This window comes from Rhodococcus sp. KRD197 (assembly GCF_017168235.1).
In the GTDB taxonomy this organism is placed as follows: domain Bacteria; phylum Actinomycetota; class Actinomycetes; order Mycobacteriales; family Mycobacteriaceae; genus Rhodococcoides.
Genome location: NZ_JABFAO010000011.1, coordinates 66,624 through 91,837, shown reverse-complemented (window position 1 = coordinate 91,837; position 25,214 = coordinate 66,624). Strand labels below are relative to the sequence as shown.

Sequence of the window (25,214 nt, the reverse complement as noted above, 5' to 3'; positions counted from 1 at the left end):
CTTGTCCTGTTGAACTGGAGGGCATACCCGCATTGCTGCACGAATGTCCTCGCGATGACGATCTTCGTGCAGTTCCACCCTGTTCGCAATGCAGGGGAGCCTCACTCGTACCGGGCGGTGCAACGGGAGTCGCGGGCCGAGTGTGGCGGTGACGTAATGTTCTGCCGGTGAGCCATCGCTCACCGCGAAGTGCCTCGTTGCCCCGCCGACTCCGCTACACCCGTCTGGACGAAATGAATGCCTGAACCGATCCTTACCATTGTTCCGCTGGCGGCCGACGTTCCACCGGACGTCGACGTCGACGCCATCGTGGCGGACGTCGCCGCGACAGGTGTCAGCGCGCCGGCGTCGATCGAAGGCGAGTTGCAGGCCGCCGTTGCCAGAGCCGAGGACAATGGCATCGACCTCGCAATAGTCGTCGTGGAGAACAGTGTGGGGCACGACTCGCAGCTGCGGGATCTCGCAACGGCCGTCGGAGCAGAGGACGGCGGTACCGTCCTGGTGCTGGGCCCAGGCCAGGTCGGCAGCTTCAGTGACTCCATCAGTCGAGTGGTCCTCGAGGCAGGACAGGATCGCACGTATACCGGTGATCCGGCGGTTGCAGCCGACAACTTCGTCGACACGCTCGTCGGGCCGCAGGAGCCGTGGGCGTTGATCACGGGTGTACTGATCCTGTTCGTCGCCGGATGCGCAGCGGCGACGGCCGCAGTGAAGGTGCGCCGAAGGTCTGTGGGGATCTCGCACCCGCAGGCGCCGAGCGAGGACAGTGTCAGCGTCGGCGATCGCTGAGCCACGCGGCACGAATGGTCTCGCGCGCGCTGAACAGGCGCCAATTTCGACAATGCCCCGGCCGGACGGTCGGGGCATTGTCGCGTTCATGAGCATCCCCTAGGAAAAAGTCGCAAAAATTGTTTCCGATAAACGCCGAGTTCAGCGCATTTCCGCACGTCGAATTACATATGTGTACTTTGTGACTGGAGTTTCATTAGGGTGCAAAGTGTCGTACGGTGCCATTGGCACTGCTGGGGAAGGAGTGTCGCAGAAGGGCTGAGGTCCACTCGAGTTGACTCGGGGGGCCGATGCTTCGGGTGTTGCCGACGGTGGCACCTGTCGTATTGCTGCGTGCTCTCTCCCTGCCCGGCGCGCTGAGAGTCATCCGACTAGCGTCTCGAACTCTCCGTGGTCCGGCGTCGACGTTTCCTGTGGAACCGTCGCGAGCGCCGGGACCGAGGGAGACATTTGTGAGACCACGAGCTTTCGGCGGCACCCGCCGCAGCCAGTTCTCGAGATCTGCGCGCGTGATTGTCGGTGCCGGCGTCGTCGTCGCGCTGATGTGCGCCGTGTCCGGTACCGCCGCTGCCGTACCACCACCACCCCCCAATCCGTCCGACACCGCCATCGTCGCTGCCGGAACCCGCGTCGAACAACAGCTCGGTACCGTCGGCGCCCTCATCGACCAGGTCGCCTCAGCCAATCAGCAACTGGCACAACTCGACGCGGACGTCGCGATCAAGCGTGAGGACGTCAACAAGGCACTCGTCGACCTCCAGAACGCCCGCAGTGCTGCCGACGTAGCGGCGCAACTAGTAGTCACCGCGCAACAGGCGCTCACCGATGCAGGCGTGCAGATCCAGGCGGCCCAGAAGAAGTTCAACGACTTCGCGGTGTCGAGCTACACCCAGGGAACCGGTGTTGCATCGGTCTCGTCGTTCCTGGGTTCGACTGGCCCGGACGACGTGCTCGATCGCGCTCAGGTGCTGGCAATGTTGTCCAGCAGTCAGAACGCCGTCCTCGACGGGCTGCAACGCGCGCGAACCGAGCAGGCCAACCGCGACTCGGCAGCCCGAGAATCCCAACAGCAGGCTGACGCCGCCGCCGCCGAGGCCGAGGCCAAGAAGGGCGAGGCAGAGCAAGCCATCGCGACCGCACGTGCCGCGCTGCAAGCCCAGGCCGAGCAGAAGGCCGCGATCGAAACCGAGCGCGATTCGGCGCAGAGCCAACTCGCCGCAGCGCGCTCGGACGTCGCAGGTCTCCAAGGTCAACGGGTGGCATACACGGCCTGGGAGCAACAGAAGGCCGCCGAGGATGCGGCGATCGCTGCCGCAGCTGCCGCGGCGCGGGAAGCCGCCGTCGAGGCCGCAGCTCGGGTGGCGGCCAACCAGGCTGCCGCCGCAGCAGCGGCAGCCGCAGCGGCTGCCGCGGGGCAACGTTCGCACACCGATATCGACGACACCGACGCCAGCTCACCCTCGTCGACCACCCAGCCGTCGACCACCCAGCCGTCCACCACCCAGCCGTCGACCAGTCAGCCGTCCACCCAGCGGAGCGTGACTCCGTCGACACCCGGGACTTCACGTGACTCCGGGCGGTCCGATTCCTCACTCGTGGGCAGTGCGGCCATCGAGTTGGTCATCGATCGGGGCATGTCGCAGCTGGGTGTGCCCTATTCATGGGGTGGCGGTGACGAGAACGGTCCAACGAAGGGCATCCGCGATGGCGGGGTCGCCGATTCCTTCGGCGATTACAACATCGTCGGTTTCGATTGTTCCGGACTGATGATCTACGCATTCGCCGGTCTCGGAATCTCGTTGCCGCACTACACCGGCTATCAGTACACGGCGGGCAAGCAGGTTCCCTCATCCGACATGAAGCGCGGCGACATGTTGTTCTACGGTCCGAACGCGAGTCAGCACGTTGCGCTCTACCTCGGTGACGGAAAGATGCTCGAGGCTCCTCAATCCGGCAGCATCGTCAAGATTTCCCCCGTGCGATACGGGGGGATGACCCCGTACGCCGTGCGGATGGTCTCCTGATACACGGGTGAGGACGCACTGCAACGCAATGCTCCGAGACGTGCGCCGGTACCGTGGGCAGTGACCGACGCCGCAGGGCGTCATCACCTGGGATAGTCGACGGGGGAGCGCAGTACGTGCCCGCGACTCGGTACGAGCGAAAGCGGTGGATTCTTGGTGGCATCACGTGAGGGCGGCAGTTCGGCGAGCAGCAGTTCGGCGAGCGGCAACTCTGCGAGCGGCAACTCGTCGGGGCCCGAGTCGAACGCGCAGGGCTCGAGCCGCGCCGAAGTGGCCGGACTGGAGCAGGACGTCCGAATCCTCGAAAAGGCCGTGTACGAAGTCAAGCGGGTGATCGTCGGCCAGGATCGTCTTGTCGAGAGGATCCTGGTGGGGTTGCTCGCACGCGGCCACGTCCTGCTGGAAGGCGTTCCGGGCGTCGCGAAGACGCTTGCTGTGGAGACGTTCGCGAAGGTCGTCGGCGGTTCGTTCTCCCGCGTGCAGTTCACCCCCGACCTGGTGCCCACCGACCTCATCGGCACCCGCATCTATCGGCAGGGGCGTGAGGAATTCGACACCGAGCTCGGTCCTGTAGTCGCCAACTTCGTGCTCGCGGACGAGATCAACCGTGCACCCGCGAAGGTTCAGTCGGCGCTCCTCGAGGTCATGGCCGAACGCCACGTCACCATCGGCGGTAGGACGTTCCCGATGCCGGATCCGTTCCTGGTGATGGCAACTCAGAACCCGATCGAGAACGAAGGGGTCTACCCGCTCCCGGAAGCGCAGCGCGATCGGTTCCTGTTCAAGATCGTCGTCGATTACCCGACGGTCGAAGAGGAACGCGAGATCGTCTACCGCATGGGAACGGAGGTTCCAACGCCCAGACAGATTCTCGACCCGGAAGAGCTGGTGCGGCTACAGAAGGTTGCGAGTTCGGTATTCGTCCATCACGCCCTGGTCGATTACGTTGTCCGTGTCATTGCCGCGACCCGAAAGCCCGAGGATCTCGGCCTGCACGATGTCGCGAGCTGGATCGCATACGGCGCCTCTCCCCGCGCAACGCTGGGCATCATTGCCGCCTCGCGCGCCCTCGCGCTGCTTCGCGGCCGGGACTATGTCGTTCCCCAAGACGTGCTCGAAGTCATTCCAGACGTTCTGCGGCATCGTCTGGTGCTGTCCTACGACGCGCTCGCGGACGAAGTGACGCCCGAGGATGTCATCACCAAGGTGCTGCAAACCGTCGGGCTTCCGCAGGTGGCGCCGCAGGCTGTCGGTGGCGCGCAGAGTGCCCCCCAGCAGCCTCAACCGATGCAACAGTCGCCCATGCAGCCTCAACCGATGCAACAGTCGCCCATGCAGCCCCAGCCGATGCAACCGCAACCCATGCAGCCGCAACCCATGCAGCAGCAGCCGATGCAGCCGTCTCAGGCAGGTGGACCCATGCTGGACAAGTCTCCCGGAAACAGTCCCGCCCCGGGTAGCCAGCAGCAGTGACCGGGGCATTGGGCGGGAGTGCCGGCCGCGATGTGGGCCAGTCGGCCGAGTACACCGACGCTCCCCGACACGAGGGTCGTCCACCCTCCTTTCGATGTGGTGAGCTACACGATCCGACCCTCGCTGCCGCGCTCCGTACCCTCGAGTTGACGGTTCGCCGCCGACTCGACGGGGTGCTGCACGGTGATCACCTCGGGCTGATTCCCGGACCGGGATCCGAACCCGGTGATGCGCGTGAATATCAACCCGGTGACGATGTTCGTCAGATGGACTGGTCGGTGACGGCGCGCACGACGCATCCGCACGTGCGCCAGTCCGTCGCCGATCGAGAGCTCGAAACCTGGATGGTGGTGGACCTGTCCGCCAGCCTCGATTTCGGCACCACAGGTTGCGAGAAGCGAGATCTCGCAGTTGCCGCAGCTGCCGCCATCACTCACCTCACCGGCGGTGGCGGCAATCGAGTCGGCGCAGTGGTCGCGACGGGTGCCCGAACCACCCGGATCCCTGCGCGAGGTGGCCGAACCCATGCTCAGGCGATGTTGCGGACCATCGCGACGACGCCCAGTGCGGCAGACGGCGTTCGGGGGAATCTTCGGGAGGCCATCGAATCGCTTCGGCGACCGCAGCGCCGGCGGGGGATGGCTGTCATCATCAGTGACTTCCTCGGCCCGATCGACTGGGAACGTTCACTGCGCGCCATCTCCGCGCGACACGACGTGCTGGCAGTGGAGGCGCTCGACCCTCGCGACCTCGAACTCCCCGACGTAGGAGATGTCGTGCTGCACGATCCCGAGACCGGGCGCACCCGCGAGTTCAGCACCACCCCGCGCCTGCGTGCGGATTTCGCGGCGGCTGCGGCGGCGCACCGCTCGGACGTGGAGCGCGCACTGCGTCGGTGCGGCGCACCTCGACTGACCCTTCGTACCGACGGTGACTGGATCGCCGATGTCGTGAAGTTCGTATCCGCTCGTCGGCACACCATGGGAGCCAGTGCCGTCAATACTGCTCGGGCAGGTCGCCGGTGAGTCTGTCGCAGTTCTCCTCACCGTGGTGGCTTCTGTTCCTGATCGTCGTCATCGGCCTCGTCGTCGGGTACGTCCTCATGCAGCGTCGACGTCAGAAGCACACGCTGCTGTTCTCCAACATGGAATTGCTCGAGACCGTCGCGCCCACCCGCCGCGGGTACGAGCGTCACGTCCCCACCGCCCTCGTCCTGGTGGGCCTGATGCTGTTGACGGTGGCGCTCGCCGGGCCGACCTCGGATCAGCGTGTCCCGCGCAACCGCGCCACAGTCATGCTCGTCATCGATGTGTCGTTGTCGATGGAAGCCACCGACGTGGAACCGTCGCGGCTGGCGGCGGCTCAGGAAGCCGGAAAATCGTTCGCCGACGGTTTGACACCCGGCATCAACCTCGGTCTCGTTGCGTTTGCTGGAACGGCCTCGGTACTGGTGTCGCCGACAACCAACCGCGAAGCGACCAAAGCGGCCATCGACAAATTGCAGCTGAGCGAACGTACGGCTACGGGCGAGGCCATCTTCACCTCTCTGCAATCCATCGACACGCTCGGTGCGGTGCTGGGTGGCGGCGAAGCAGCTCCGCCCGCTCGCATCGTTCTGTTGTCGGATGGCAAACAGACTGTGCCGGAGGAACCCGACGATCCCCGCGGCGCCTACACCGCGGCGCGCGCGGCCGCCGAGAGGGACGTGCCGATCTCCACCATCTCGTTCGGGACCAGCTATGGAACTGTCGACATCGAGACCGAAGCGGGCTCGGACAGAGTGCCCGTCCCGGTGGACGACCCCTCGCTGCGTGAGATCGCCGATCTGTCGGGCGGTAGCTTCTTCACTGCATCCTCACTCGAGGAGTTGCGCGCGGTGTACGACACCCTCGAGGAGCAGATCGGGTTCGAGATCACCCGTGGCGATGCGAGCCGTCCGTGGTTGATCCTGGGAGTTCTGTTCACCGCCGCGGGCTTGGGTACGGCTTTGGTTCTCCGCCAAAGACTGCCCTGACTTTTGAGAAGTTTTGCCTGATTTGCTGTTAGTAATCACCAGTAGTCCTACTTTGTCTCCGACGCACCAACAGATAGGTTGCAGGCATGTCTTCACCCGACTTCACCCCCCGTTCGGTACTCGTCACCGGAGGTAATCGAGGCATCGGCCTCGCCATCGCGCAGCGTCTCGCTGCAGACGGCCACAAAGTTGCTGTCACACACCGCGGTTCAGGTGTCCCGGAAGGCTTGTTCGGTGTGATCTGCGATGTCACCGATTCCGAGTCCGTCGACTCCGCGTTCAAGGAGGTCGAGGAGAAGCAGGGTCCGGTAGAGGTCCTCGTGGCAAACGCCGGCATCACCGACGACACGTTGCTGATGCGTATGACGGAAGATCAGTTCCAGCGGGTCATCGATGCGAATCTGACCGGCGCTTTCCGGGTCGCGAAGCGTGCGAACCGTGCGATGCTGCGTGGCCGTTGGGGCCGAATGATCTTCCTGAGCTCCGTCGTCGCACTGGGCGGTGGACCCGGTCAGATCAACTACGCGGCGTCCAAGGCCGGTGTCATCGGTATGGCCCGCTCTATCACGCGTGAACTCGGTTCGCGTTCGATTACCGCCAACGTCGTTTCTCCAGGCTTCATCGAAACCGACATGACTGCCGAGTTGCCCGACGATCTGCGTAGCAAGGCCAAGGAATTCATCCCGCTTCAGCGTTTGGGCCAGCCCGAGGACGTGGCTGCAGTGGTGAGCTTCCTCGCAGGACCTGACTCCGGGTACGTCTCGGGCGCTGTCATCCCGGTCGACGGCGGTATGGGCATGGGTCACTGACCTGCTTTTCTCATTTCATTCGATCTGTTAGGAACACACATGGGCGGACTGCTCGAAGGCAAGACCATTCTCGTGACGGGCATCATCACCGATGCTTCGATCGCGTTCCACGCCGCTGCTATGGCGCAAAATCAGGGCGCGAAGGTGATCATCACCGGATTCGATCGGCTGCGGCTGATCGACCGAATCGCGCAGCGCCTTCCCCAGCCGGTGCCGCCGGCCATCGAACTCGATGCCACCAACGAGGAGCATCTCGCTGCGCTGGCCGACCGGGTACGCGAGTTGGCACCCGAGGGTATCGACGGTGTGCTGCACTCCATCGCGTTCGCACCGCGCACACTCATGGGACCCGACGCCAAGCCGTTCCTGGACGGCCCCGGCCCGGACGCGTCGAAGGCGTTCGAAATCTCGGCGTGGAGCTACGCCTCGCTTGCCCGCGCCGTCCTTCCGGTCATGAACGAGGGCGGTTCCATCGTCGGCATGGACTTCGATCCGCGCACGGCGATGCCGTACTACAACTGGATGGGAGTGGCGAAGGCCGCTCTGGAATCGGTCAACCGCTATGTAGCCCGAGAGGTGGGGCAGGCCAAGCGGATTCGGTCGAACCTCGTCGCGGCCGGTCCCATCCGCACTCTCGCAGCGAAGGCCATTGCCGGAACCGCCACCGATGATGCGAAGAAGATGCAGCAGCTCAACGAGTACTGGGACGGCGCGTCACCGATCGGTTGGAACTACGACGATCCGACCGTAGTGGCCAAGTCCATCGTGGCATTGTTGTCCGACTGGTTGCCCGGAACCACCGGTTCGATCATCTACGTCGATGGCGGCGCCAGCCACAACACGTACCTGCCCGAAGGTATGTGAGCCCGCGCGCTCGAGGGTGAGATCCCTGGCTGACCATGGGCTTTCACCCTCGAGCGCAGCGCGTTTTCCGGTCACTTGCGGGTTTGGCGCACAATGGAGAGATGACGACGTCCTCGGTATACGACGCCCTTCTTCTACTGTCGTTCGGTGGCCCCGAAGAGCCCGCCCATGTTCGCCCGTTCCTCGAGAACGTCACTCGTGGCCGCGGCGTGCCCCCCGAACGGCTCGACGCAGTCGTCGAGCATTACATGCATTTCGGTGGTGTCTCACCCATCAATGCGCTCAACCGCGACATCATCGGCCGCATCGAAGCTGAATTGGCTGCCGCGGGAATCGAACTGCCGGTGTACTTCGGGAACCGCAACTGGCATCCGATGGCGGAGGACACCGTTGCGCAGATGAAGGCGGACGGGGTCGAGCGAGCGCTCGTGTTTCCCACATCCGCGTGGGGCGGCTACTCGGGATGTCGGCAGTATCACGAGGACATAGCGCGCGCTCGAGCCTCGGTGGGTGACGGTGCCCCTGACATGGTGAAGATCCGGCAGTATTTCGATCACCCGGTGATGATCGCGTCGTTTGCCGATGCCATCGAGGCCGCGCTCGCCGCGCTGAACCCGGCGGCACGAGCAGGGGCCAGGCTGGTGTTCACCGCACATTCGATTCCCAGTGCCGCCGATGCCAACGCAGGTCCTCCAGTCGACGGCGGTCACCTCTACAGTCGTCAGGTCGCCGACGCGTCGAGGCTCGCCGCGGCTGCAGCCGGGATCGACGACTACGACGTGGTCTGGCAGTCCCGTTCCGGCCCGCCGCAGGTTCCATGGCTCGAACCCGATATCTGCGACCATCTGGAAAAGCTTGCCGGCACCGGCGTCGAGGCGGTGGTTGTCTGCCCGATCGGCTTCGTGTCCGACCATCTCGAGGTGGTGTGGGACCTCGACACCGAAGCGGAAGCGAAGGCGAAAGAACTATCGATGGACTACGTCCGAGCGGCCACCCCAGGCACAGACGTCCGTTTCGCGAAAATGGTTGTGGAACTGGTCCGTGAGTACACCGACGGCGCCGACGCGCGCGGTATCGGCGCAGTGCCGGGCTACGGTTCGACCACCAATGGGGCGCGGTGCGCCGTTGGGTGTTGTGAGCAGCCGACACGACCGACACGACCGCCGGCCTGACCTGATCTCAGCCGATCATGTGCGCTGCACACACGTCTGCACCGTCGCTGCGACGGCGCTGAGTCTGGCAGATCGGACGGCACCCCACAACGGTCGCAGCAAGTCTTCTCGGGCCGCTGCCGCGCCGGCGGTGGGCGCCTCGGTGGGGGCATGCTGCTGGGCGACCGACAGAATCGCTGCGACGCGGTCCGCGGACTCCATCACTCGAAGAACTCGCTCGGGTGTGCCGTCCGGATAGCGGTGGCGAGCCATCTCCGACATCGCACTCTCGATCCGAGAGCGCGGGTTGCCGTCCGCGGATCTCGTCGGTAGTACCTGCATGGATCCGAGGGCGTCCGCGGCGCCGCGGACAGCGTCACGCATGGAGTACTCGGCTTGGCCGAGCGAGTACTCGCGCACGTAATGAGAGGTGATGGGGACCGAGAAGACCGTCCAACGAAGAACATCCGGACCTTCGACCGTCGGTACGAAGCCGAGTCCCGTCGTATCCGAGTGCCCGACCACCACAGCCTGCCCAGCAACAAGGGCTGCGCGAGCGAAGTCGCTGTTCGGGGGCAGGTTCTCCACCGCTCCCGGTGCCGGCAGAAGTAACTCGATCACAGCGTCGGCACTGGTGCGGGGGACGTGTTTGCGGACAGCTGTCAGGAGCGCGGCGACGCCGTCCGCGCGGGGACTCGGCCACGACAGGCCCGTAGCGCCCGCGGTCCGATCGTCGGCCGCCGCGATCAGGTGCATCGGCGCCCACTCGGACAAGGCGTCGATGACATCGTCGGACGCGCTGACACCGGCCAGCCACGAGCTGGCCCACAGGGTGAGGCTTGCGCTTGGAGAACTCACGACTGCCAAGCATAGGTCGGCGTGGCGCGCGGCGCTTCCTAGACGGGGTCGCTACGGTGTCTGCCGTGGCAGACATCTATGGCGGCGACATTCTTTCGGGGCACAGCCGCATGCGCAAGGTTCCAGCGCCCGAGGTGCCTGCGGAACGAGGTCTGGTTGTCGAGGACGCAGCCAGTGGGTTCTGCGGTGCGGTTGTCGGGTTCGAGAGAACGTACGACGGTGACTTCGTCAGGCTCGAGGACGCTGCGCGTACGACGCGTCTGTTCGCGTTGCGTGAGGCGGCGTTCCTGATCGACGGCCGACGAGTGACGCTCGTGCGCGTCCGCGCTGCAGCGAAGAAACCAGCGGACACCCGGTCGGCGTCCGGTTCGACGAAAGTCGAGGGCGTCCGGGCGCGGACTGCTCGGGCAAGCCGAATCTGGGTGGAAGGGGTGCACGACGCCGCCCTCGTCGAACGGGTGTGGGGGCACGATCTGCGCGTCGAGGGTGTTGTGGTGGAGCACTTGGAGGGCTTGGACAACCTGGGGGAGCGGCTCGCCGATTTCGGGCCCGGGCCGGGACGTCGTGTCGGCGTGTTGGTCGATCACCTGGTGGACGGGTCGAAGGAGTCGAAGCTGACCACCTCGCTCGGACCGCATGTGCTCGTTACCGGTCATCCGTACATCGATGTCTGGGAAGCAGTGCGGCCCAAAGCGGTTGGTATTTCCGCATGGCCGAAAATCCCGCGCGGGCAGGACTGGAAGACCGGTATCTGCCGGGAGCTCGGGTGGGGGTCGCCGAGGGATGGTTGGCGACGCGTCTACTCGTCCGTGTCGTCGTTCCGCGACCTCGAGGCACCCCTGATCGGCGCGGTCGAGCGTCTCGTGGATTTTGTGACAGAGCCGTAGTTTCCAGGTCGTAGCCTGGTCCCCCGCCAGCTGTCCGATTTGTGGTTGTATGGACTCTGTGGCGGCGATTATCTGGCTCATCGCAGGAGGTCTCCTTGCAGCGGCCGAGGCGCTGACGGGAGACTTTTTCCTGCTCATGATTGCCGGCGGTGCGCTGGCGACCGCCGGTATCTCCGCGGTGACGGACTTCCCGGTGTGGGCAGATGCAGTGATCTTCGCGCTCGTGTCGTTGGCCCTCGTGCTCGGTGTGCGTCCGATACTGCTTCGCAAGTTCGCGTCGCCCCCAATCCTGACGACCGGCGTCGCCGCGCTGTCCGGCAAATCGGCGCTGGTTCTGGCCCAGGTGTCGGCAACCGAAGGTCAGGTCAAGATCGATGGTGACGTGTGGACTGCTCGCCCGCTCGACGACACCGAGGTGTACGCGCCGGGGACGACCGTGACCGTAATGGAAATTGACGGCGCAACCGCTGTCGTATGGAGGGGAATCTAGTTTCATGGAAGCACTGATAGTTCTGGGCGTCATCGTCTTTCTCGTAGTCGTCCTGCTCGCCAAGTCCGTTGCACTCGTCCCACAGGCAGATGCAGCCGTCATCGAACGGCTCGGCCGCTACTCCAAGACCGTCTCCGGTCAGCTCACGTTTCTCATTCCGTTCGTCGACCGCATTCGTGCCAAGGTCGATCTCCGCGAACGTGTCGTCTCGTTCCCTCCCCAGCCCGTGATCACCAAGGACAACCTCACGGTGTCCATCGACACGGTCGTCTACTTTCAGGTGACCAACCCGCAGGCTGCGGTCTACGAGATCAACAACTACATCGTCGGTGTCGAGCAATTGACCACCACCACGCTTCGTAACGTCGTCGGCGGAATGACGCTGGAGGAGACGCTCACCTCGCGTGATTCGATCAATGGCCAGCTGCGCGGCGTACTCGACGAAGCCACGGGTCGATGGGGACTGCGAGTGGCACGTGTCGAGCTCAAGAGCATCGACCCGCCGCCGTCGATTCAGGAATCGATGGAGAAGCAGATGAAGGCCGACCGTGAGAAGCGTGCGACCATCCTTACCGCCGAGGGTCATCGGGAGTCTTCGATCAAGACGGCGGAGGGCGACAAGCAGAGCCGCATCCTCGCGGCGGAGGGTGCCAAGCAGGCGTCGATTCTGACTGCCGAAGGTGAGCGCCAGTCCAGAATTCTTCGTGCACAGGGTGATCGCGCTGCGAAGTACCTGCAGGCCCAGGGGCAGGCCAAGGCCATCGAGAAAGTATTCGCCGCGATCAAGTCCGGCAAGCCCACGCCCGAGCTCCTTGCCTACCAGTACATGCAGACACTTCCGCAGATGGCGCAGGGCGATTCGAACAAGGTGTGGATGATTCCCAGCGACTTCGGCGATGCGTTGAAGGGGTTTGCGAAGACGTTGGGTACACCTGGCGAGGACGGCGTTTTCCGCTATGAGCCGAGTGAAACCTCCGGTGACGAGACGAAGCCCGTCGACGACTCCGAAGAAGTTGCCGAGTGGTTCGAGACGAAGAGCGATCCGGCCGTGGCAGAGGCCGTCGCGGCCGCCGAGGCTGTGGCCAGAACGCCTGTCGATACCTCGCTCAAGCCCGATCCGAGCCTGGCCAAGGGCCTGGGTCTCGGTCTCGGTGAACTGGAGCCGGGTCTGCCCGAGCAGTCACCTCTACCTGAACAGCAGTAGGCACAGCTCAGCTCACCAGGCCGAGGCCGATTCCGCAGACCGCGACGGCCCACATGACGCTGGCGAAAGTCCCGATGATGAATTGTTCGGACGCCGACGACACCTGTGTCGTCGGTGTTTCGGTCGGCGGATCTGTTCCACGCAGTTCCGGATAACGCGCAAGGCCCTTGACGGCCAGGACGATCGCTATTCCCTCCGGCCATCCCGCCAGAATCGACACCGCCACTGCGGTTCGTTCGAGGGCCCCGATCGTCTTCCCGCCGTGCAACGGTCCAGCCGATGCTGGTCCAGCGGGTCCGCCTGGTTCTGGTGCGCCGTCTCTTCGAGCTATCCGGAAAACAGCCGTGACGATCGCGGATCCGCCGACGACGGCAGCTGAGACGGTGACGACATATGTGGCGGCCAGTGCGAAACCCTGTGCCGGGTCGGTCATGGCGCCGGTGATCGCGGCCAGTGCCAACAGGGCTGCAGACACGGCGGCGTTTACCCAGTGCGGTATCGACTGGCGTGAGGGAACGACGGCTGCGGCTGCGGAGAGTACAAGTAGCAGCAGCGTTATGAAGGTCATGTGTCTCCCGGCTGTTCGTTCGAAGCATCGCTGGTGTCGGTGAGAAGGTGTTCGACCAACGTGCGGCCGTTGGCTTCGATACTCCACCTCGCCACCGACAATCGTTGCGACATCGCCTGCTTGGAGATCCCGAGTAGTTCGGCCGCGGCGGTCTGGGTGTGCCCCGCATCCATCAATTCGCAGGCCTGGTGTCCCTGTTCGGTGCGGTCCAGGATGAGCAGCGCCAACAGCGTCAGTGCAGTCTCGGCGTCGAGAGCACGACCTGTGTGGCATGAATCCGCAGCGGTGATCGCGAGCCTGGCCGGCGCATTCTTTGCCCGAGTGACGGCGTCGCGGGCTGCCTCGAATGCCGGGCCGCGTCCGGCACGCGTGCTGGTCGGTAGCGGGCGCTCGACCGAACCGACTCCGATTCCCACGCTCCAGTTACCTGTGCGAACCAGAGTCAGTGTGATGTCCACCACGGTGCGTGCGCCTACCTGTGTGCCGTCGACTACAGCCTGTACCTCGTCACCTGCGGTTCGCTCGAACGGCCGGCGGAGCTGAAGGTGGTGCATGTCTGCGAGCAGGTCCTCGACGCGGTCGACCTCACGTCGACTCCGTCGCTGGTCGATCGTCAACACGAACATTAGTCAAGGCTAGAGGCTTGAATACGAAGAGTCAACTATCTGGGCTTGACTTCTTAAAATCCAGTGCCTTGGCTTGACGTGCCGCGCCTGAACTCGACCCTGAACTCGACATTGTCAGCCTCCAGTCGACGAACAAGCCGGCCAGACCGACCGCGATGAAGGCCCCGGACAGGGCGAGCATCAGTGGATCGGCGTCACCTCCGAGCGCATCGCCGAGGAGCACAATTCCAACAGTGCCCGGAATCACACCGACCGCGGTCGCGGCAGCGAACGGAACAGTGCGGATCGAGGACACCCCGCAGCAGTAGTTGACCACCGAGAAGGGGACCGGGGCGATCAACCTCAGCGACCCCACCGCCAGCCAGCCACGACGAACGAGGGAGTCGTCGATCCTGCGAACCGCCGGGTGCGTCATGCGCGCCGAAAACCAATCGCGACCGACCGCGCGAACCAACAGAAGCGCGAGCACAGCGCTCAGAGTCGATGCGCCCACGGTCAGGGCCAGCCCGGTGAGGGGGCCGAACAACACACCTGCGGAGAGGGTGAACAACGTCCGGGGCACCGGTGCCACCGTCACGATGGTGTGGACCGCGAAGAACACCAGGGGAAAGGTGGGTCCGACCGCATGGGCCCACTCGCGGATCTGCTCGATCGACGGGTGCGGTGCAATCGAAGCGACCGCTCCGAGCGCGACGAACAGCGCGACGAGGCCGAACACCCGAAGACCTCGTGAACTGTTCACCACGTTCGCCAACTCTACCGGCGCGGATGTGCACCTCGCCGTTAACAAAACCACCTCCCGTGCAAACGTGAGGTGATCCTCACGATACTGTCGAAGCGATCGCGGTCGGCATCACAGAAGAATCGCACTGTGTCGATCGGCAGCGAGTCGGTCGAGTCGAGGGAGCATTCATCGTGTCCGTTGCTACACAAGAAGACGCCTCACGCAACGCGTATACGGCGTGGCAGAAGGCTGTTGCAGGTGTACTCGCGAAATCGCGGAAGGTCGATATTGCCGACCTGCCCGAGGATCCCGAGCATCTGCTGGATTTCACGACGTACGACGGGGTGACGGTGTCTCCGTTGTACGGCGTGCGCGACGAGCTACCGGAGAATCCTCTCCCGGGCGCATTCCCGTTCGTGCGTGGACGCGACGCGACGCGCGACGTCAACGCCGGGTGGAAGGTCAGCGTTCGCTTCGGCGCCGGGTCCTCGGACGCCGAAAGCGTCAACCGCTCGGTCCTGGACGGACTCGACAACGGTGTCAGCGCGCTGTGGTTGCAGGTGGCTTCGGGCGGCATTTCCGTCGATGACATCGGTCGCACGCTCGACGGAGTTCTGTTCGATCTGGCGCCACTGGTGCTCGACGCCGGGTCCGATACCGTAGCCGCCGCACACGCTCTGTTCGCGGTACTGGACGCGGCGACAATCGCCGATCGTAGCGCCGTCGACATCAGGTTGGGTGCCACGCCGCTGACGTCTCGTTTCGTCGATCCAGAAGGCGACGTTCCGGATCTCGCCGCGGTGGCCACCCTGGCGCGACGCTCGATCGACCGCGAGGAGGGCATACGCGCGATCACCGTCGACGGCACCGCTTTTCACAACGCCGGTGCGAGCGATGCTCAGGAAGTGGGGGCGGCTGTCGCCGCAGGGCTCGAGTACCTGCGCACGCTGACCGAGTCGGGTTTGACCGTGGGCGAGGCGCTCGGGCAGATCGAGTTCCGGTATGCAGCCACCGACGATCAGTTCCAGACGATCGCGAAGTTCCGGGCCGCTCGCGCGGCCTGGGCTCGGGTCGCCGATGTGTGCGGCGAGCCAGACCGCGGCGGTGCTCCGCAACACGCGGTGACATCGGAAGCAATGATGGCTCAACGTGACCCGTGGGTGAACATGCTTCGTACGACGCTCGCCGCGTTCGCCGCAGGGATCGGTGGCGCGGACGCGGTGACCGTGCTGCCGTTCGATGCAGCGCTCGAGGGCGGCGCGGCGGGTGTGTCGAAGACATTCGCGGGTCGAATAGCCAGGAACACACAGCTGTTGCTGCTCGAGGAGTCCCACCTGGGTCGCGTACTCGACCCAGGTTCAGGGTCCTGGTACATCGAACAACTCACCGAGGACATCGCCGGCAAAGCCTGGGAATTCGTCCAGCTCATCGAGGCGGACGGCGGATACACCTCGGCACTGAAATCGGGCGCCATTGCAGCAGCGATCGACGAGGTCGAATCCACGCGCGACGCGGACATCGCCCACCGACGATTGCCGCTCACCGGTGTCAACGAGTTCCCCAACCTTGCCGAAGCCCCCCTTTCGGCCCCGGGAAAGTCGTCCTCCTCTGTCGCTCGGTACGGCGCTGCGTTCGAAAGACTGCGAGACCGGTCGGATGCGTATCTGCTCCGCCGCGATGCTCGGCCTCTCGTGTTGCTGGCTCCGTTGGGATCGGTGGCAGAGCACAACGTGCGTACCACCTTTGCGGCGAATCTCCTTGCCTCCGGCGGCATCGAAGCGCAGAACCCCGGCCCGTTGACCGCCGAGACCATAGCCGATGCCGTGCACAGTTCGGGGGCACGGATCGCAGTTCTGTGTGGGACCGACAAGCGTTACGCGGAGGAGGCACGCGCAGCCGTGCAAGCGCTACGCGAGGCCGGCATCGACCGCGTATTGCTCGCCGGTTCCGGCGCGAGCTTCACCGATATCTCCGGCCCCGAGCGACCCGATGATTTCCTCACGGCGAAAGTCGATGCTGTCGCTGTCCTCACCGATCTCCTCGACCACCTGGGAGCATGATCATGACCACCGACGAGACCGCCGAAGTGGCCGCGCCGCAGCAGTCCGAACCGAACAAGCCGGTGATCGGCAGCTTCGCCGACGTACCCCTGAAAGACCAGCAGGCGACTCCAGCGGCCGCTCCATCCAGCGATGATGTTGCCGCGCACATCGAGGCGGGTGCGAGGGCGAACAACTACGCCGCCGAGCAGGTGGTTTGGTCGACCCCCGAAGGTATCGACGTCAAGCCCGTCTACACCAAGGCCGACCGCGACGCCGCCGAGGCGGAGGGCTATCCACTCGACTCCTATCCCGGTGCACCACCATTCGTACGCGGGCCGTACCCGACGATGTATGTGAACCAGCCGTGGACCATTCGTCAGTACGCGGGATTCTCGACCGCAGCCGAATCGAACGCCTTCTACCGCCGAAATCTCGCAGCCGGCCAGAAGGGCCTATCGGTCGCGTTCGATCTCGCGACGCACCGAGGCTACGACTCGGACCATCCCCGTGTACAAGGTGACGTGGGCATGGCAGGGGTCGCGATCGATTCGATCTACGACATGCGTCAGCTCTTCGACGGCATCGATCTCGGCAGCGTGTCGGTATCGATGACGATGAACGGGGCAGTGCTGCCGATTCTTGCCTTGTACGTTGCTGCGGCCGAGGAGCAGGGCGTCGGGCCGGACAAACTCGCGGGCACGATCCAGAACGACATTCTCAAAGAGTTCATGGTTCGCAACACCTACATCTATCCGCCGAAGCCGTCGATGCGGATCATCTCGGACATCTTCGCGTACACGAGCGCCGAGATGCCCAAGTACAACTCCATCTCCATCTCCGGGTATCACATCCAAGAGGCCGGTGCGACAGCAGATCTGGAGCTGGCATACACGCTCGCGGACGGCGTCGAGTACATTCGCGCCGGCTTGGATGCGGGTATGGACATCGATACCTTCGCGCCGCGCCTGTCGTTCTTCTGGGCGATCGGAATGAACTTCTTCATGGAGGTCGCCAAACTTCGCGCTGGGCGTCTCCTCTGGTCGGAACTGGTGCAGAAGTTCGAGCCGAAGAGTGCCAAGTCACGCTCGCTCCGCACCCATTCGCAGACTTCGGGATGGTCGCTCACGGCGCAGGATGTATTCAACAACGTCGCCCGGACCTGCGTCGAAGCCATGGCGGCGACACAGGGCCACACTCAGTCGCTGCACACCAACGCGCTCGACGAGGCACTCGCACTACCGACGGACTTCTCTGCGCGCATCGCACGAAACACTCAGCTGCTGATCCAGCAGGAGTCCAACACCACGCGTCCGATCGATCCATGGGGTGGTTCGCACTACGTCGAGTGGCTCACCCACCAGCTTGCCAATCGGGCTCGAGCTCACATCGCCGAGGTCGAAGCGGCGGGGGGCATGGCGCAGGCGATCGGTGAAGGCATCCCCAAACTGCGTATCGAAGAGGCCGCCGCACGTACGCAGGCCCGCATCGACTCGGGTCGCCAGCCACTCGTCGGCGTCAACAAGTACGTGCCCGACGAGCCGGACACGATCGAGGTTCTCAAGGTCGAGAATTCGAAGGTGCGCAAGGAACAAATCGACAAGCTCGCCCGGCTGCGCGCCGAGCGCGACTCCGGCGAGGTCGAGGCGGCGCTGGCAAACCTGACCCGGGCCGCAGCGTCGGATCAGCCCGGTATGGAGAACAATCTGCTGAATCTGGCGATCGATGCGGCCCGCAAGATGGCCACCGTCGGCGAGATCTCCGAGGCGCTCGAGAAGGTCTACGGGCGCCATCAGGCAGAGATCCGGACAATCAGTGGTGTGTACCGCGACGAAGCAGGCAAATCCAAGAACCTCGCCCGGGCGACCGAGCTGGTCGAACAGTTCGCCGAGGACGAGGGGCGACGCCCACGTGTGCTCGTATGCAAGATGGGCCAAGACGGCCACGACCGAGGGCAAAAGGTCATCGCAACGGCGTTCGCGGACATCGGGTTCGACGTCGACGTCGGCCCGCTGTTCCAGACGCCGGAGGAGGTGGCGCGTCAGGCGGCCGACAACGACGTTCACGTCGTCGGTGTGTCCTCTCTTGCCGCCGGTCACCTGACGCTGGTTCCGGCCCTGCGGGAGGCTCTGGCCGCAGTCGACCGCCCGGACATCATGATCGTCGTCGGCGGTGTCATCCCACCCGGTGACTTCGAGGAGCTTCATGCCGCGGGCGCTGCTGCGATCTTCCCGCCGGGGACGGTGATCGCCGACGCCGCGATCGGTCTGGTGGAAAAGCTCTCCGTCCAGCTCGGTCACGCACCGCATCCGGCCGAGCGTGAGGCCAGCGCCTGAGTATGAGCGCTCCGAAACGCCCGGCACGCACGGTGGACATCGACGTCGTCGCAGCGTCGGTACTGGCAAACGAGCGGTCCGGTCTCGCTCGCGCCATCACACTCGTCGAGTCCACCCGTGCCGACCATCGTGATTTGGCCCAGCAGCTACTGCTGCAGCTTCTGCCGCATGCCGGCGCGTCTCATCGCGTCGGCATCACAGGCGTTCCAGGGGTGGGGAAATCGACGTTCATCGACGCCCTGGGCATGTACCTGATCGAGCGTGGGCATCGGGTTGCGGTGCTCGCCGTCGATCCGTCGTCGACCCGGACAGGCGGGTCGATACTGGGAGACAAGACCCGCATGGCCCGGTTGGCGGTCGAGAAGGACGCCTACATCAGGCCGTCGCCGACATCGGGCACACTCGGCGGCGTCGCTCGGGCAACGCGCGAGACCATCGTGCTGCTCGAGGCCGCAGGCTTCGATGTGATTCTCGTCGAGACAGTCGGTGTCGGGCAGTCCGAGGTGACCGTGGCGAACATGGTCGACTGCTTCACTTTTCTCACTCTCGCGCGTACGGGTGACCAGCTGCAGGGCATCAAGAAGGGTGTTCTCGAGTTGGCCGATCTGGTCGCCGTGAACAAGGCCGACGGCAAGCATGCCGTCGAGGCGAAAAGCGCGGCCCGCGAACTGGCCGGCGCACTGCGGATGATCTATCCACACGATGCCATTTGGCAGCCGCCGGTTCTGACGATGAGCGCTCTCGAGGGGACGGGCATCGCGGAGTACTGGGACACCGTCGAAAGACACCGTCAGGTGCTCACCGATGCGGGCGAGTTCGCAGAGAAGCGTCGCAAACAGCAGGTCGATTGGACCTGGACGATGGTCGACGATCAGTTGCTGCGGCGCCTGGCGCAGAACTCGGCGGTCAAAGCGATCCGATCCGATGTCGAACAGCGTGTGCGTGCCGGCTCGTTGACCGCTGCGCTGGCCGCACAGGAGCTGCTCGACGCGTTCGACGGTCGCTCGCCCGCTCAGTAGAGCCTTTCGGCCATCCCGCCGACGCGGTCGATCAGATCGTCGAAGAACCGCACTGGATCCGTCGTCGTGGCGATCGCCGCGTTGGGCTCGCGGCCCCACATTCCCCGCCAGTCCGCGACCGTGGTTCCGCGCGTGAGTGTCCCGGCCAGTTCGACGTCCACGGTGGCGACGCGGCACGTCACGATGGAGGGGTCGAGTGCGACGGCCGCGGCGAACGGATCATGCATGTGTGCCAGGAATCCCTGGTCGTGGTCTCGGTGAAACTCCATGTAGAACCGGACGGCGTCGGAGAAATGACGAATGACGGGGTTGGAGGCCGCTGAGCGTGTGGTGGGTGCGTGGTGGTCGGCGATGACCTCCGCTGGGGAACTGCCTGCGCGCTCGGCCAGTCGAGCGATGTGATCGGGGCGCATCTCCATCGTCTCCGTGATGTCGAGCGGGCAGATTATCGGTAGGCGGTCCGCCGGTAGTCCTGCGAACGCCGCGAAGACCTCGGCAGCGGCTTCGGGGTCGACGGCGATGTTCCATTCGCTGGTCGGGGTCGTGTTGCCGGGATGATGAAAAGCGCCACCCATCACGACGAGCCTTTGCAACAGACGAGGTAGGGCCGGCTCGATCCGAATGGCCATCGCCAGGTTCGTCAGCGGCCCGGTCACGAGGCCGGTGATCTGTCCAGGTCGCTCGCGAACGAGTTCCACCCACGCGTTTGTCGCGTTGCGGTTGGAGAGCTTCCGCTGCGAAACCGGTAGTTCGGCGTATCCGATGCCCTGGGGTCCGTGCGTGTCCTCGGTTGTCATCAGGGGCGCGAGCAGCGGCGTCTGTGCGCCGAGGGTGACCTCGATATCGCCGGCTTTGCACAGATCGAGCCAAGCGAGGTTGTTGGCGGCGACCTGATCGACGGGTACGTTCCCGGCGGTCGAGGCGATCGACAAGATCTCTGCCCGCGGGTGCGCCAGCAGGTAGAGCAGGGCGAGGGAATCGTCGATGCCGGTGTCGACATCGACGATCATCGGCACCACACTCTGCTGGCTTGCCGAGGCCGACCTCTCGAACGATGGGGGAGTAGTGCGCACTTGTCCATCGTGCACTGCGCAATGATCAACTGCTCATCGGGCTCGGACCGTCAGGTACGTCGAACACAGGCGCGTCGCTGCCCCATGCATGCGCTGGTGAGCTGTAGTCCGCATACTCTGCCAGAGCAGGTTTGGCGGACCTGATAGCGCCGTGAACGGTGGTGGTAATGGTTGCCGGGGGGAGAGTCGGCGAGGGTGGGTCCGTGCGTTGCCCGGGAGCGGACAGCAGCCATGCCGCTGTTCGCTCGAGCGAGACCGCCACATGGTTTTCGGGTGCACCCGTTTCGATGTCGGCGAGTGAGTCGACCACCCCCGCCGCGAGCAGGTATCCGCTCGCGTGGTCGAGTGCCTGCGCTGGCAACGCGCCGGGACGCCCGTCGGTGTGTTCGATCAGCGCGATCCCCGATGCGGCCTGCACGATGCTGTCGAATCCCCGCCGCTGGTGCCATGGCCCCGGACTCCAGGCGGACACCGTCGCGTGCACGATCCGAGCGGGGACGCGGGGCAGCACGGACTCGATCGATCCCGGCCGGTATCCGGTGACGAGGACGTCGGCCTGAGAGAGGAGCTCGGTCAGGATCCGGGCGCCGCGGGCGGAGGTCGCATCGACCGTCGCGGAACGCTTTCCTTGACCGTTCTCCAGATGCTGCCACTCGATCTCCGGCAACCTAGGTGCGTCGATGCGCAGCACCGACGCACCGAGCAGAGCCAAGGCCCGCGTAGCAACGGGGCCGGCGATGACCCGCGTCAAGTCGAGTACTCGAAGCCCGTCCAGCGGTCGCTCCGCGCGCACGCGTGCGCGTTGCACCTGCGCTACTTGCTCGAGATCCGCTTGCTCGGTGTTCGCTTGCTCGGTGTTCGCTGGGACGAGGCGCGTGGTACGGCGCACCAGCGGGCCGCGACTTGCCTCGGCGCCTTCGGCGCAGCGCCATTCGTTCTCGGTACGCACCCGCACAGCGATGGCGTTGCCACGCGCGCAACGGTGTTCGATCTCCGACCCCGGCAGTTCTGCCAGCCGCGCCGACAATCTTTCGCACTCGACATCGGGAGCGAGGCCGAGTGCCTCGGTGAGCGCGCGCTTGTGGTGTGGATAGTTCGCATGCGTGCGCACCCATCCGTCGGCGCTTTCGAAGAACCCTGATAGCTCCGAAAACGCCTGCACGGGCTCGCCTTCGATTCGAAGCATCTTTTCGCCCGAGAACGACGCCGTAATCCGGTTCGGATCGAGCAGCCACCTGGAACTGGGCAGGTTTCGGCTCGCGCGAAAGCGGTCGATGGCGGCAGCGAGGCACGCGACCGAGCCCGCGGCCAGTTCGCGCACGGGTAGTCGCGCGGACAACCCGGTACCCCAGGGGAGTTCGTCGATTCGACTCCCGGTGGAGTCGGTGCCGAGGGCTCGGTCGTAATCGCGGAGAAGGCCCGCGTGGATCAGATCTTCTTCGCCCATATTTCGAGTCCGGCTCCGCGCAAACGGGTTACGAGTGCATCTCCGATACCAGTTGCAGGCGTGAGCACGCCGCTGGCGTCGGGCAACTCGTCCCGATTGTGCACAAGGGCGAGCGCGGATTCGCCGAGCATCACCGATGTGGCCTTGTAACCCGGGTCTCCTGCGGCCTTGACCCGGGACTGGTACTTCGCACCGTTCGTCGCTGTGGTGTAAAGATCGACGGTGAAGTGCCCGCTTTCCTGCGCCTCGGGGCTGGGACCGTCGCCCGGCTTCGGCAGAACGCGATCGAGGATCTTGCCGGGTAGGAATGTCATCCCCAGGACCACTGCCCCCAGGCCAGCCGAGACCACTCCGGCGATGACCGGGGACGCGATCGACGAGCCGACCGACATCACTTCCCGGTAGCGGAACTTTCGGCCGTAGGCGTAATCGCGTAATGCGTTGCTACGTCGCACGATCCGAGTGTTGTAGGACGCCATGACGAAGGGTGCCTTCCAGCCGCGCAGGTTGGGGGCGATCTCGGTGCCGTTGATCAATGTCACATCGGATTGACGGCCGAGATCCGGTTCCAGGGACCGGTCGGGGCTCAGTGAGTACGGACTTGCTGCGAGCTTGCGGAGGGCGCTGTCCTTCTTGACTTCCTGGATCTGTGTTCGAAGCGAATCGATGGTGCCGCCGCTCACACCGCCGCGCATCGAACTGACGACCAGGGTGGTGTCCGTCAGTTCGCCGGCAGCGTCGGCGACGGCAGCAGCGTGGAGCACATGGACTCCGATATCGGACGGTATGGAATCGAATCCGCACGAGTGCACGATTCGGGCGCCGGTACGCTTTGCGATCTCGTGGTTGGTGTCGATGCTCTTGCGAGCGAACAGCACCTCTCCGGTGAGGTCGACGTAGTCGGTACCGGATTCTGCGCACACCGTGGTGAGCGACAGACCGTACTTGGCGTACGGTCCGACCGTGGTGATCACCACGCGAGTGGACTCGGCCATGCTTCGCAGCGAGTCGATGTCGGTGGCATCGGCTTCGACGAGGGGCCACTCGGCGGCGGTACCCGGAAGCGATCGGCGTGCAGCGACGAGCTTCGAGCGCGAACGCCCGGCCAGCGCGATCGCGGTGCCCGCCGGCGCATGCTCGGCGAGGTACGCCGCGGTGAGGCGCCCGACGAAGCCGGTAGCGCCGTAGACGACGATGTCGTACTGGCGTGATCCTGCTGCCTTGTCGGTCGGCTCGGCGCCGCTGTTCGTGTCACTGGATGTCATGCAACCGACACTAACGCGGATCACCGACGGAGTCGAAGACGCTGATCTTCAGAGCGGCCAGGTATGAACCGGCTTCCCCTCGTCCATCAATTCCACGTAGTCGGCGAGCATTCCGGCGAGCGCGGTCTCACGGCTGTCGCCCGCGCGTTCGCGGGCCGCCACGGATTCGCGCTGCCATACCGACCCTGAGCGTTTGCTCAGGCAGCGGGCCTCGATAACTCCCAGATACCGCTCCCGCACGGCTGTGTCGACGCCGTAGGCGGACAGTCCCGCGTCCGCCATCGGAAGCAATCGTCGGAGCACCAGTTCCTGTGGAGTCACCCAGCCGACCTCCGGCCAGTACAGGCGCGAATCGAAGCCGCTCCGCGCCGCCGAATGCAGGTTCTCGATCGCGGCGTCGTAAGACATCTGCGTCCACAGGGGCCGGTCGGCTTCGGCGAGCGATTTGACCGTGCCGTAGTAGAACGCCGCATCGGCAAGGGTGTCGATCACCGACGGTCCAGCAGGTAGGACGCGGTTTTCGAGGCGAAGGTGGTGACCGCCGCCGGTGCTGTCGTAGATGGGACGGTTCCACCGATACACGGTGCCGTTGTGCATTCGGAGTTCCGATAGTTCGGGGGTACCTCCCGCGGCGAGTACTTCCTTGGGATCCTCGGCACTGCACACCGGCAACAATGCAGGGAAGTAGCGAGAGTTCTCCTCGAAGAGGTCGAAGATGGAGGTGATCCACCGTTCACCGAACCACACGCGTGGCCGCACGCCCTGATTCTTCAGCTCGAGTGGTCGGGTGTCGGTCGCCTGTTCGAACAGCGGCAGCCGCGTTTCGTGCCACAGTGCCTTGCCGGCGAAGAACGGTGAGTTCGCGGCGAGGGCCACCTGCACTCCCGCAATTGCCTGGGCTGCATTCCAATAGGAGGCGAACTCGTCGGGGTCGACCTGCAGGTGGAGTTGAACGGACGTGCACGCCGCCTCGGGGAGAATGGTGTCGGTGACGGTCGAGAGTTCCTCCGCGGCAGCGGCCCCGGGAAGCCGCACGCCGGAGATCTGCAGTTCGATGTCCTCGCCGCGCGCTGCAAAGATCTGTTGGTTCAACAGATCGTAGCGGGGACTCGCGGACAACCAACGATGTTCGAAGTGCTTCTCCGCCAAGGTAGGCAACATGCCGATCATGACGATTCGGCTACCGGAGGTCCGTGCTCGCTCGTTGGCGGCGTTGAGTGAACGACGCAGATCGTGTTCGAGATCGGCCATGCTGCGACCGTGCAGTGGGCGCGGCGCGACGTTGATCTCGATATTGAACTGACCGAGTTCGGTTTGATAGTCGGGATCGGCGATGGCATCGAGAACGGCGGCGTTCGCCATCGACGGCGCCATCTCGGCGTCGATCAGGTTCAGTTCGACTTCCATCCCGATCTGCGGTTCGCCCACGTCGAAGGTCCGCTCTGCGAGCATCTCCGCCAATGCATCGAGACAGTCCTGAACCTTCTGCCGGAACCTGTGTCGATCCTGCCGGGTGAATTTTCGCTGTTCGACCTCTTGGCCCATCGACGATCA

Annotated in this window: 22 protein-coding genes; 14 read left to right on the top strand and 8 right to left on the bottom strand. The window is 64.7% G+C overall.

The features are described 5' to 3' along the window. Positions 1–237: 237 nt before the first annotated feature. The 8 genes from J1M86_RS16215 to J1M86_RS16180 all read left to right on the top strand — a co-directional run bounded on the left by J1M86_RS16215 (position 238) and on the right by J1M86_RS16180 (position 9,145). Entirely contained in the window at positions 238–789 is a 552-nt protein-coding gene (locus J1M86_RS16215; protein WP_075838686.1) for a DUF6676 family protein, read from the top strand. A 542-nt stretch (positions 790–1,331) separates the two neighbouring features. After that, positions 1,332–2,813 carry an NlpC/P60 family protein gene (locus J1M86_RS16210; protein WP_206511081.1) on the top strand — a complete coding sequence of 494 codons (1,482 nt, stop codon included), beginning with the start codon at positions 1,332–1,334 and terminating at the stop codon, positions 2,811–2,813. A gap of 270 nt (positions 2,814–3,083) precedes the next feature. Then, positions 3,084–4,286, top strand: a complete 1,203-nt coding sequence (locus tag J1M86_RS16205) for a MoxR family ATPase (protein ID WP_075837183.1) — start codon at positions 3,084–3,086, stop codon at positions 4,284–4,286. Positions 4,287–4,318: 32 nt separating this feature from the next. Next, complete coding sequence (locus tag J1M86_RS16200) at positions 4,319–5,311, top strand: DUF58 domain-containing protein (RefSeq protein ID WP_206511080.1); 993 nt, start codon at positions 4,319–4,321, stop codon at positions 5,309–5,311. After that, on the top strand, positions 5,308–6,300 hold the full coding sequence (locus tag J1M86_RS16195; RefSeq protein ID WP_206510644.1) for a VWA domain-containing protein: 993 nt from the start codon (positions 5,308–5,310) through the stop codon (positions 6,298–6,300). The genes J1M86_RS16200 and J1M86_RS16195 overlap by 4 nt, the downstream gene beginning before the upstream one ends. A gap of 86 nt (positions 6,301–6,386) precedes the next feature. Then, positions 6,387–7,109: a 3-oxoacyl-ACP reductase FabG1 gene (fabG1, locus tag J1M86_RS16190; RefSeq protein ID WP_075837182.1), complete on the top strand. Its 723-nt coding sequence runs from the start codon at positions 6,387–6,389 to the stop codon at positions 7,107–7,109. Between the two features lie 39 nt (positions 7,110–7,148). Beyond that, complete coding sequence (gene inhA, locus J1M86_RS16185) at positions 7,149–7,973, top strand: NADH-dependent enoyl-ACP reductase InhA (RefSeq protein WP_075837181.1); 825 nt, start codon at positions 7,149–7,151, stop codon at positions 7,971–7,973. Between the two features lie 101 nt (positions 7,974–8,074). Further along, a complete protein-coding gene (locus J1M86_RS16180; RefSeq protein WP_206510643.1) occupies positions 8,075–9,145 on the top strand; it encodes a ferrochelatase in 1,071 nt (356 codons plus the stop codon). A 15-nt stretch (positions 9,146–9,160) separates the two neighbouring features. Here J1M86_RS16180 and J1M86_RS16175 read toward each other — a convergent pair whose 3' ends face one another. Next, positions 9,161–9,982, bottom strand: a complete 822-nt coding sequence (locus J1M86_RS16175; RefSeq protein ID WP_187346771.1) for a hypothetical protein — start codon at positions 9,980–9,982, stop codon at positions 9,161–9,163. 74 nt (positions 9,983–10,056) lie between these two features. Here J1M86_RS16175 and J1M86_RS16170 point away from each other — a divergent pair, with 74 nt between their 5' ends. Genes J1M86_RS16170 through J1M86_RS16160 form a run of 3 tightly spaced genes read left to right on the top strand, consistent with a single transcriptional unit; the run spans position 10,057 to position 12,563 of the window. Continuing rightward, complete coding sequence (locus J1M86_RS16170; protein ID WP_075839761.1) at positions 10,057–10,869, top strand: DUF3097 domain-containing protein; 813 nt, start codon at positions 10,057–10,059, stop codon at positions 10,867–10,869. Between the two features lie 58 nt (positions 10,870–10,927). Next, positions 10,928–11,359, top strand: coding sequence for an NfeD family protein (locus J1M86_RS16165; protein WP_075839762.1), 432 nt, complete (start codon positions 10,928–10,930; stop codon positions 11,357–11,359). 4 nt (positions 11,360–11,363) lie between these two features. Continuing rightward, positions 11,364–12,563, top strand: coding sequence for an SPFH domain-containing protein (locus J1M86_RS16160; RefSeq protein WP_206510642.1), 1,200 nt, complete (start codon positions 11,364–11,366; stop codon positions 12,561–12,563). A 7-nt stretch (positions 12,564–12,570) separates the two neighbouring features. On the opposite strand, the gene J1M86_RS16155 is transcribed toward J1M86_RS16160, so the two are convergent. The 3 genes from J1M86_RS16155 to J1M86_RS16145 are packed head-to-tail and all read right to left on the bottom strand — an operon-like array spanning position 12,571 to position 14,502. After that, on the bottom strand, positions 12,571–13,131 hold the full coding sequence (locus J1M86_RS16155) for a hypothetical protein (protein WP_075839725.1): 561 nt from the start codon (positions 13,129–13,131) through the stop codon (positions 12,571–12,573). Continuing rightward, positions 13,128–13,757 carry a hypothetical protein gene (locus J1M86_RS16150; RefSeq protein ID WP_075839726.1) on the bottom strand — a complete coding sequence of 210 codons (630 nt, stop codon included), beginning with the start codon at positions 13,755–13,757 and terminating at the stop codon, positions 13,128–13,130. The genes J1M86_RS16155 and J1M86_RS16150 overlap by 4 nt, the downstream gene beginning before the upstream one ends. Before the next feature lie 31 nt (positions 13,758–13,788). After that, the gene (locus tag J1M86_RS16145) at positions 13,789–14,502 is read right to left on the bottom strand and encodes a TVP38/TMEM64 family protein (protein WP_307786659.1); all 714 of its coding nucleotides are present in this window, start codon (positions 14,500–14,502) and stop codon (positions 13,789–13,791) included. A 170-nt stretch (positions 14,503–14,672) separates the two neighbouring features. Here J1M86_RS16145 and mutA point away from each other — a divergent pair, with 170 nt between their 5' ends. The 3 genes from mutA to meaB are packed head-to-tail and all read left to right on the top strand — an operon-like array spanning position 14,673 to position 19,875. Further along, entirely contained in the window at positions 14,673–16,541 is a 1,869-nt protein-coding gene (gene mutA / locus J1M86_RS16140; protein ID WP_075839727.1) for a methylmalonyl-CoA mutase small subunit, read from the top strand. A gap of 2 nt (positions 16,542–16,543) precedes the next feature. After that, positions 16,544–18,856 (top strand): methylmalonyl-CoA mutase, encoded by a 2,313-nt coding sequence (scpA, locus tag J1M86_RS16135; RefSeq protein ID WP_206510641.1) that lies wholly within the window; start codon positions 16,544–16,546, stop codon positions 18,854–18,856. 2 nt (positions 18,857–18,858) lie between these two features. Further along, positions 18,859–19,875: a methylmalonyl Co-A mutase-associated GTPase MeaB gene (meaB, locus tag J1M86_RS16130; RefSeq protein ID WP_075839728.1), complete on the top strand. Its 1,017-nt coding sequence runs from the start codon at positions 18,859–18,861 to the stop codon at positions 19,873–19,875. Here the strand turns inward: meaB and J1M86_RS16125 are convergent. The 4 genes from J1M86_RS16125 to J1M86_RS16110 all read right to left on the bottom strand — a co-directional run bounded on the left by J1M86_RS16125 (position 19,869) and on the right by J1M86_RS16110 (position 25,205). Then, the gene (locus J1M86_RS16125; protein WP_206511079.1) at positions 19,869–20,885 is read right to left on the bottom strand and encodes a nucleoside hydrolase; all 1,017 of its coding nucleotides are present in this window, start codon (positions 20,883–20,885) and stop codon (positions 19,869–19,871) included. The genes meaB and J1M86_RS16125 overlap by 7 nt on opposite strands. An 88-nt stretch (positions 20,886–20,973) precedes the next feature. After that, positions 20,974–22,395 carry a CoA transferase gene (locus J1M86_RS16120; protein WP_206510640.1) on the bottom strand — a complete coding sequence of 474 codons (1,422 nt, stop codon included), beginning with the start codon at positions 22,393–22,395 and terminating at the stop codon, positions 20,974–20,976. Then, positions 22,377–23,660: a trans-acting enoyl reductase family protein gene (locus tag J1M86_RS16115; protein WP_206510639.1), complete on the bottom strand. Its 1,284-nt coding sequence runs from the start codon at positions 23,658–23,660 to the stop codon at positions 22,377–22,379. Before J1M86_RS16115 ends, J1M86_RS16120 begins: the two co-directional genes overlap by 19 nt. A 48-nt stretch (positions 23,661–23,708) precedes the next feature. After that, positions 23,709–25,205 (bottom strand): glutamate-cysteine ligase family protein, encoded by a 1,497-nt coding sequence (locus J1M86_RS16110; protein WP_206510638.1) that lies wholly within the window; start codon positions 25,203–25,205, stop codon positions 23,709–23,711. Positions 25,206–25,214 lie beyond the last annotated feature (9 nt).

Bases quoted from the DNA above. Each gene is read 5' to 3' on its own strand.
- J1M86_RS16215 (WP_075838686.1), top strand. From the start codon at position 238: ATGCCTGAACCGATCCTTACCATTGTTCCGCTGGCGGCCGACGTTCCA.
- J1M86_RS16210 (WP_206511081.1), top strand. From the start codon at position 1,332: ATGTGCGCCGTGTCCGGTACCGCCGCTGCCGTACCACCACCACCCCCC.
- fabG1 (WP_075837182.1), top strand. From the start codon at position 6,387: ATGTCTTCACCCGACTTCACCCCCCGTTCGGTACTCGTCACCGGAGGT.
- inhA (WP_075837181.1), top strand. From the start codon at position 7,149: ATGGGCGGACTGCTCGAAGGCAAGACCATTCTCGTGACGGGCATCATC.
- J1M86_RS16180 (WP_206510643.1), top strand. From the start codon at position 8,075: ATGACGACGTCCTCGGTATACGACGCCCTTCTTCTACTGTCGTTCGGT.
- J1M86_RS16160 (WP_206510642.1), top strand. From the start codon at position 11,364: ATGGAAGCACTGATAGTTCTGGGCGTCATCGTCTTTCTCGTAGTCGTC.
- J1M86_RS16155 (WP_075839725.1), bottom strand. From the start codon at position 13,131: ATGACCTTCATAACGCTGCTGCTACTTGTACTCTCCGCAGCCGCAGCC.
- J1M86_RS16150 (WP_075839726.1), bottom strand. From the start codon at position 13,757: ATGTTCGTGTTGACGATCGACCAGCGACGGAGTCGACGTGAGGTCGAC.
- scpA (WP_206510641.1), top strand. From the start codon at position 16,544: ATGACCACCGACGAGACCGCCGAAGTGGCCGCGCCGCAGCAGTCCGAA.
- meaB (WP_075839728.1), top strand. From the start codon at position 18,859: ATGAGCGCTCCGAAACGCCCGGCACGCACGGTGGACATCGACGTCGTC.
- J1M86_RS16125 (WP_206511079.1), bottom strand. From the start codon at position 20,885: ATGATCGTCGATGTCGACACCGGCATCGACGATTCCCTCGCCCTGCTC.
- J1M86_RS16120 (WP_206510640.1), bottom strand. From the start codon at position 22,395: ATGGGCGAAGAAGATCTGATCCACGCGGGCCTTCTCCGCGATTACGAC.
- J1M86_RS16115 (WP_206510639.1), bottom strand. From the start codon at position 23,660: ATGACATCCAGTGACACGAACAGCGGCGCCGAGCCGACCGACAAGGCA.
- J1M86_RS16110 (WP_206510638.1), bottom strand. From the start codon at position 25,205: ATGGGCCAAGAGGTCGAACAGCGAAAATTCACCCGGCAGGATCGACAC.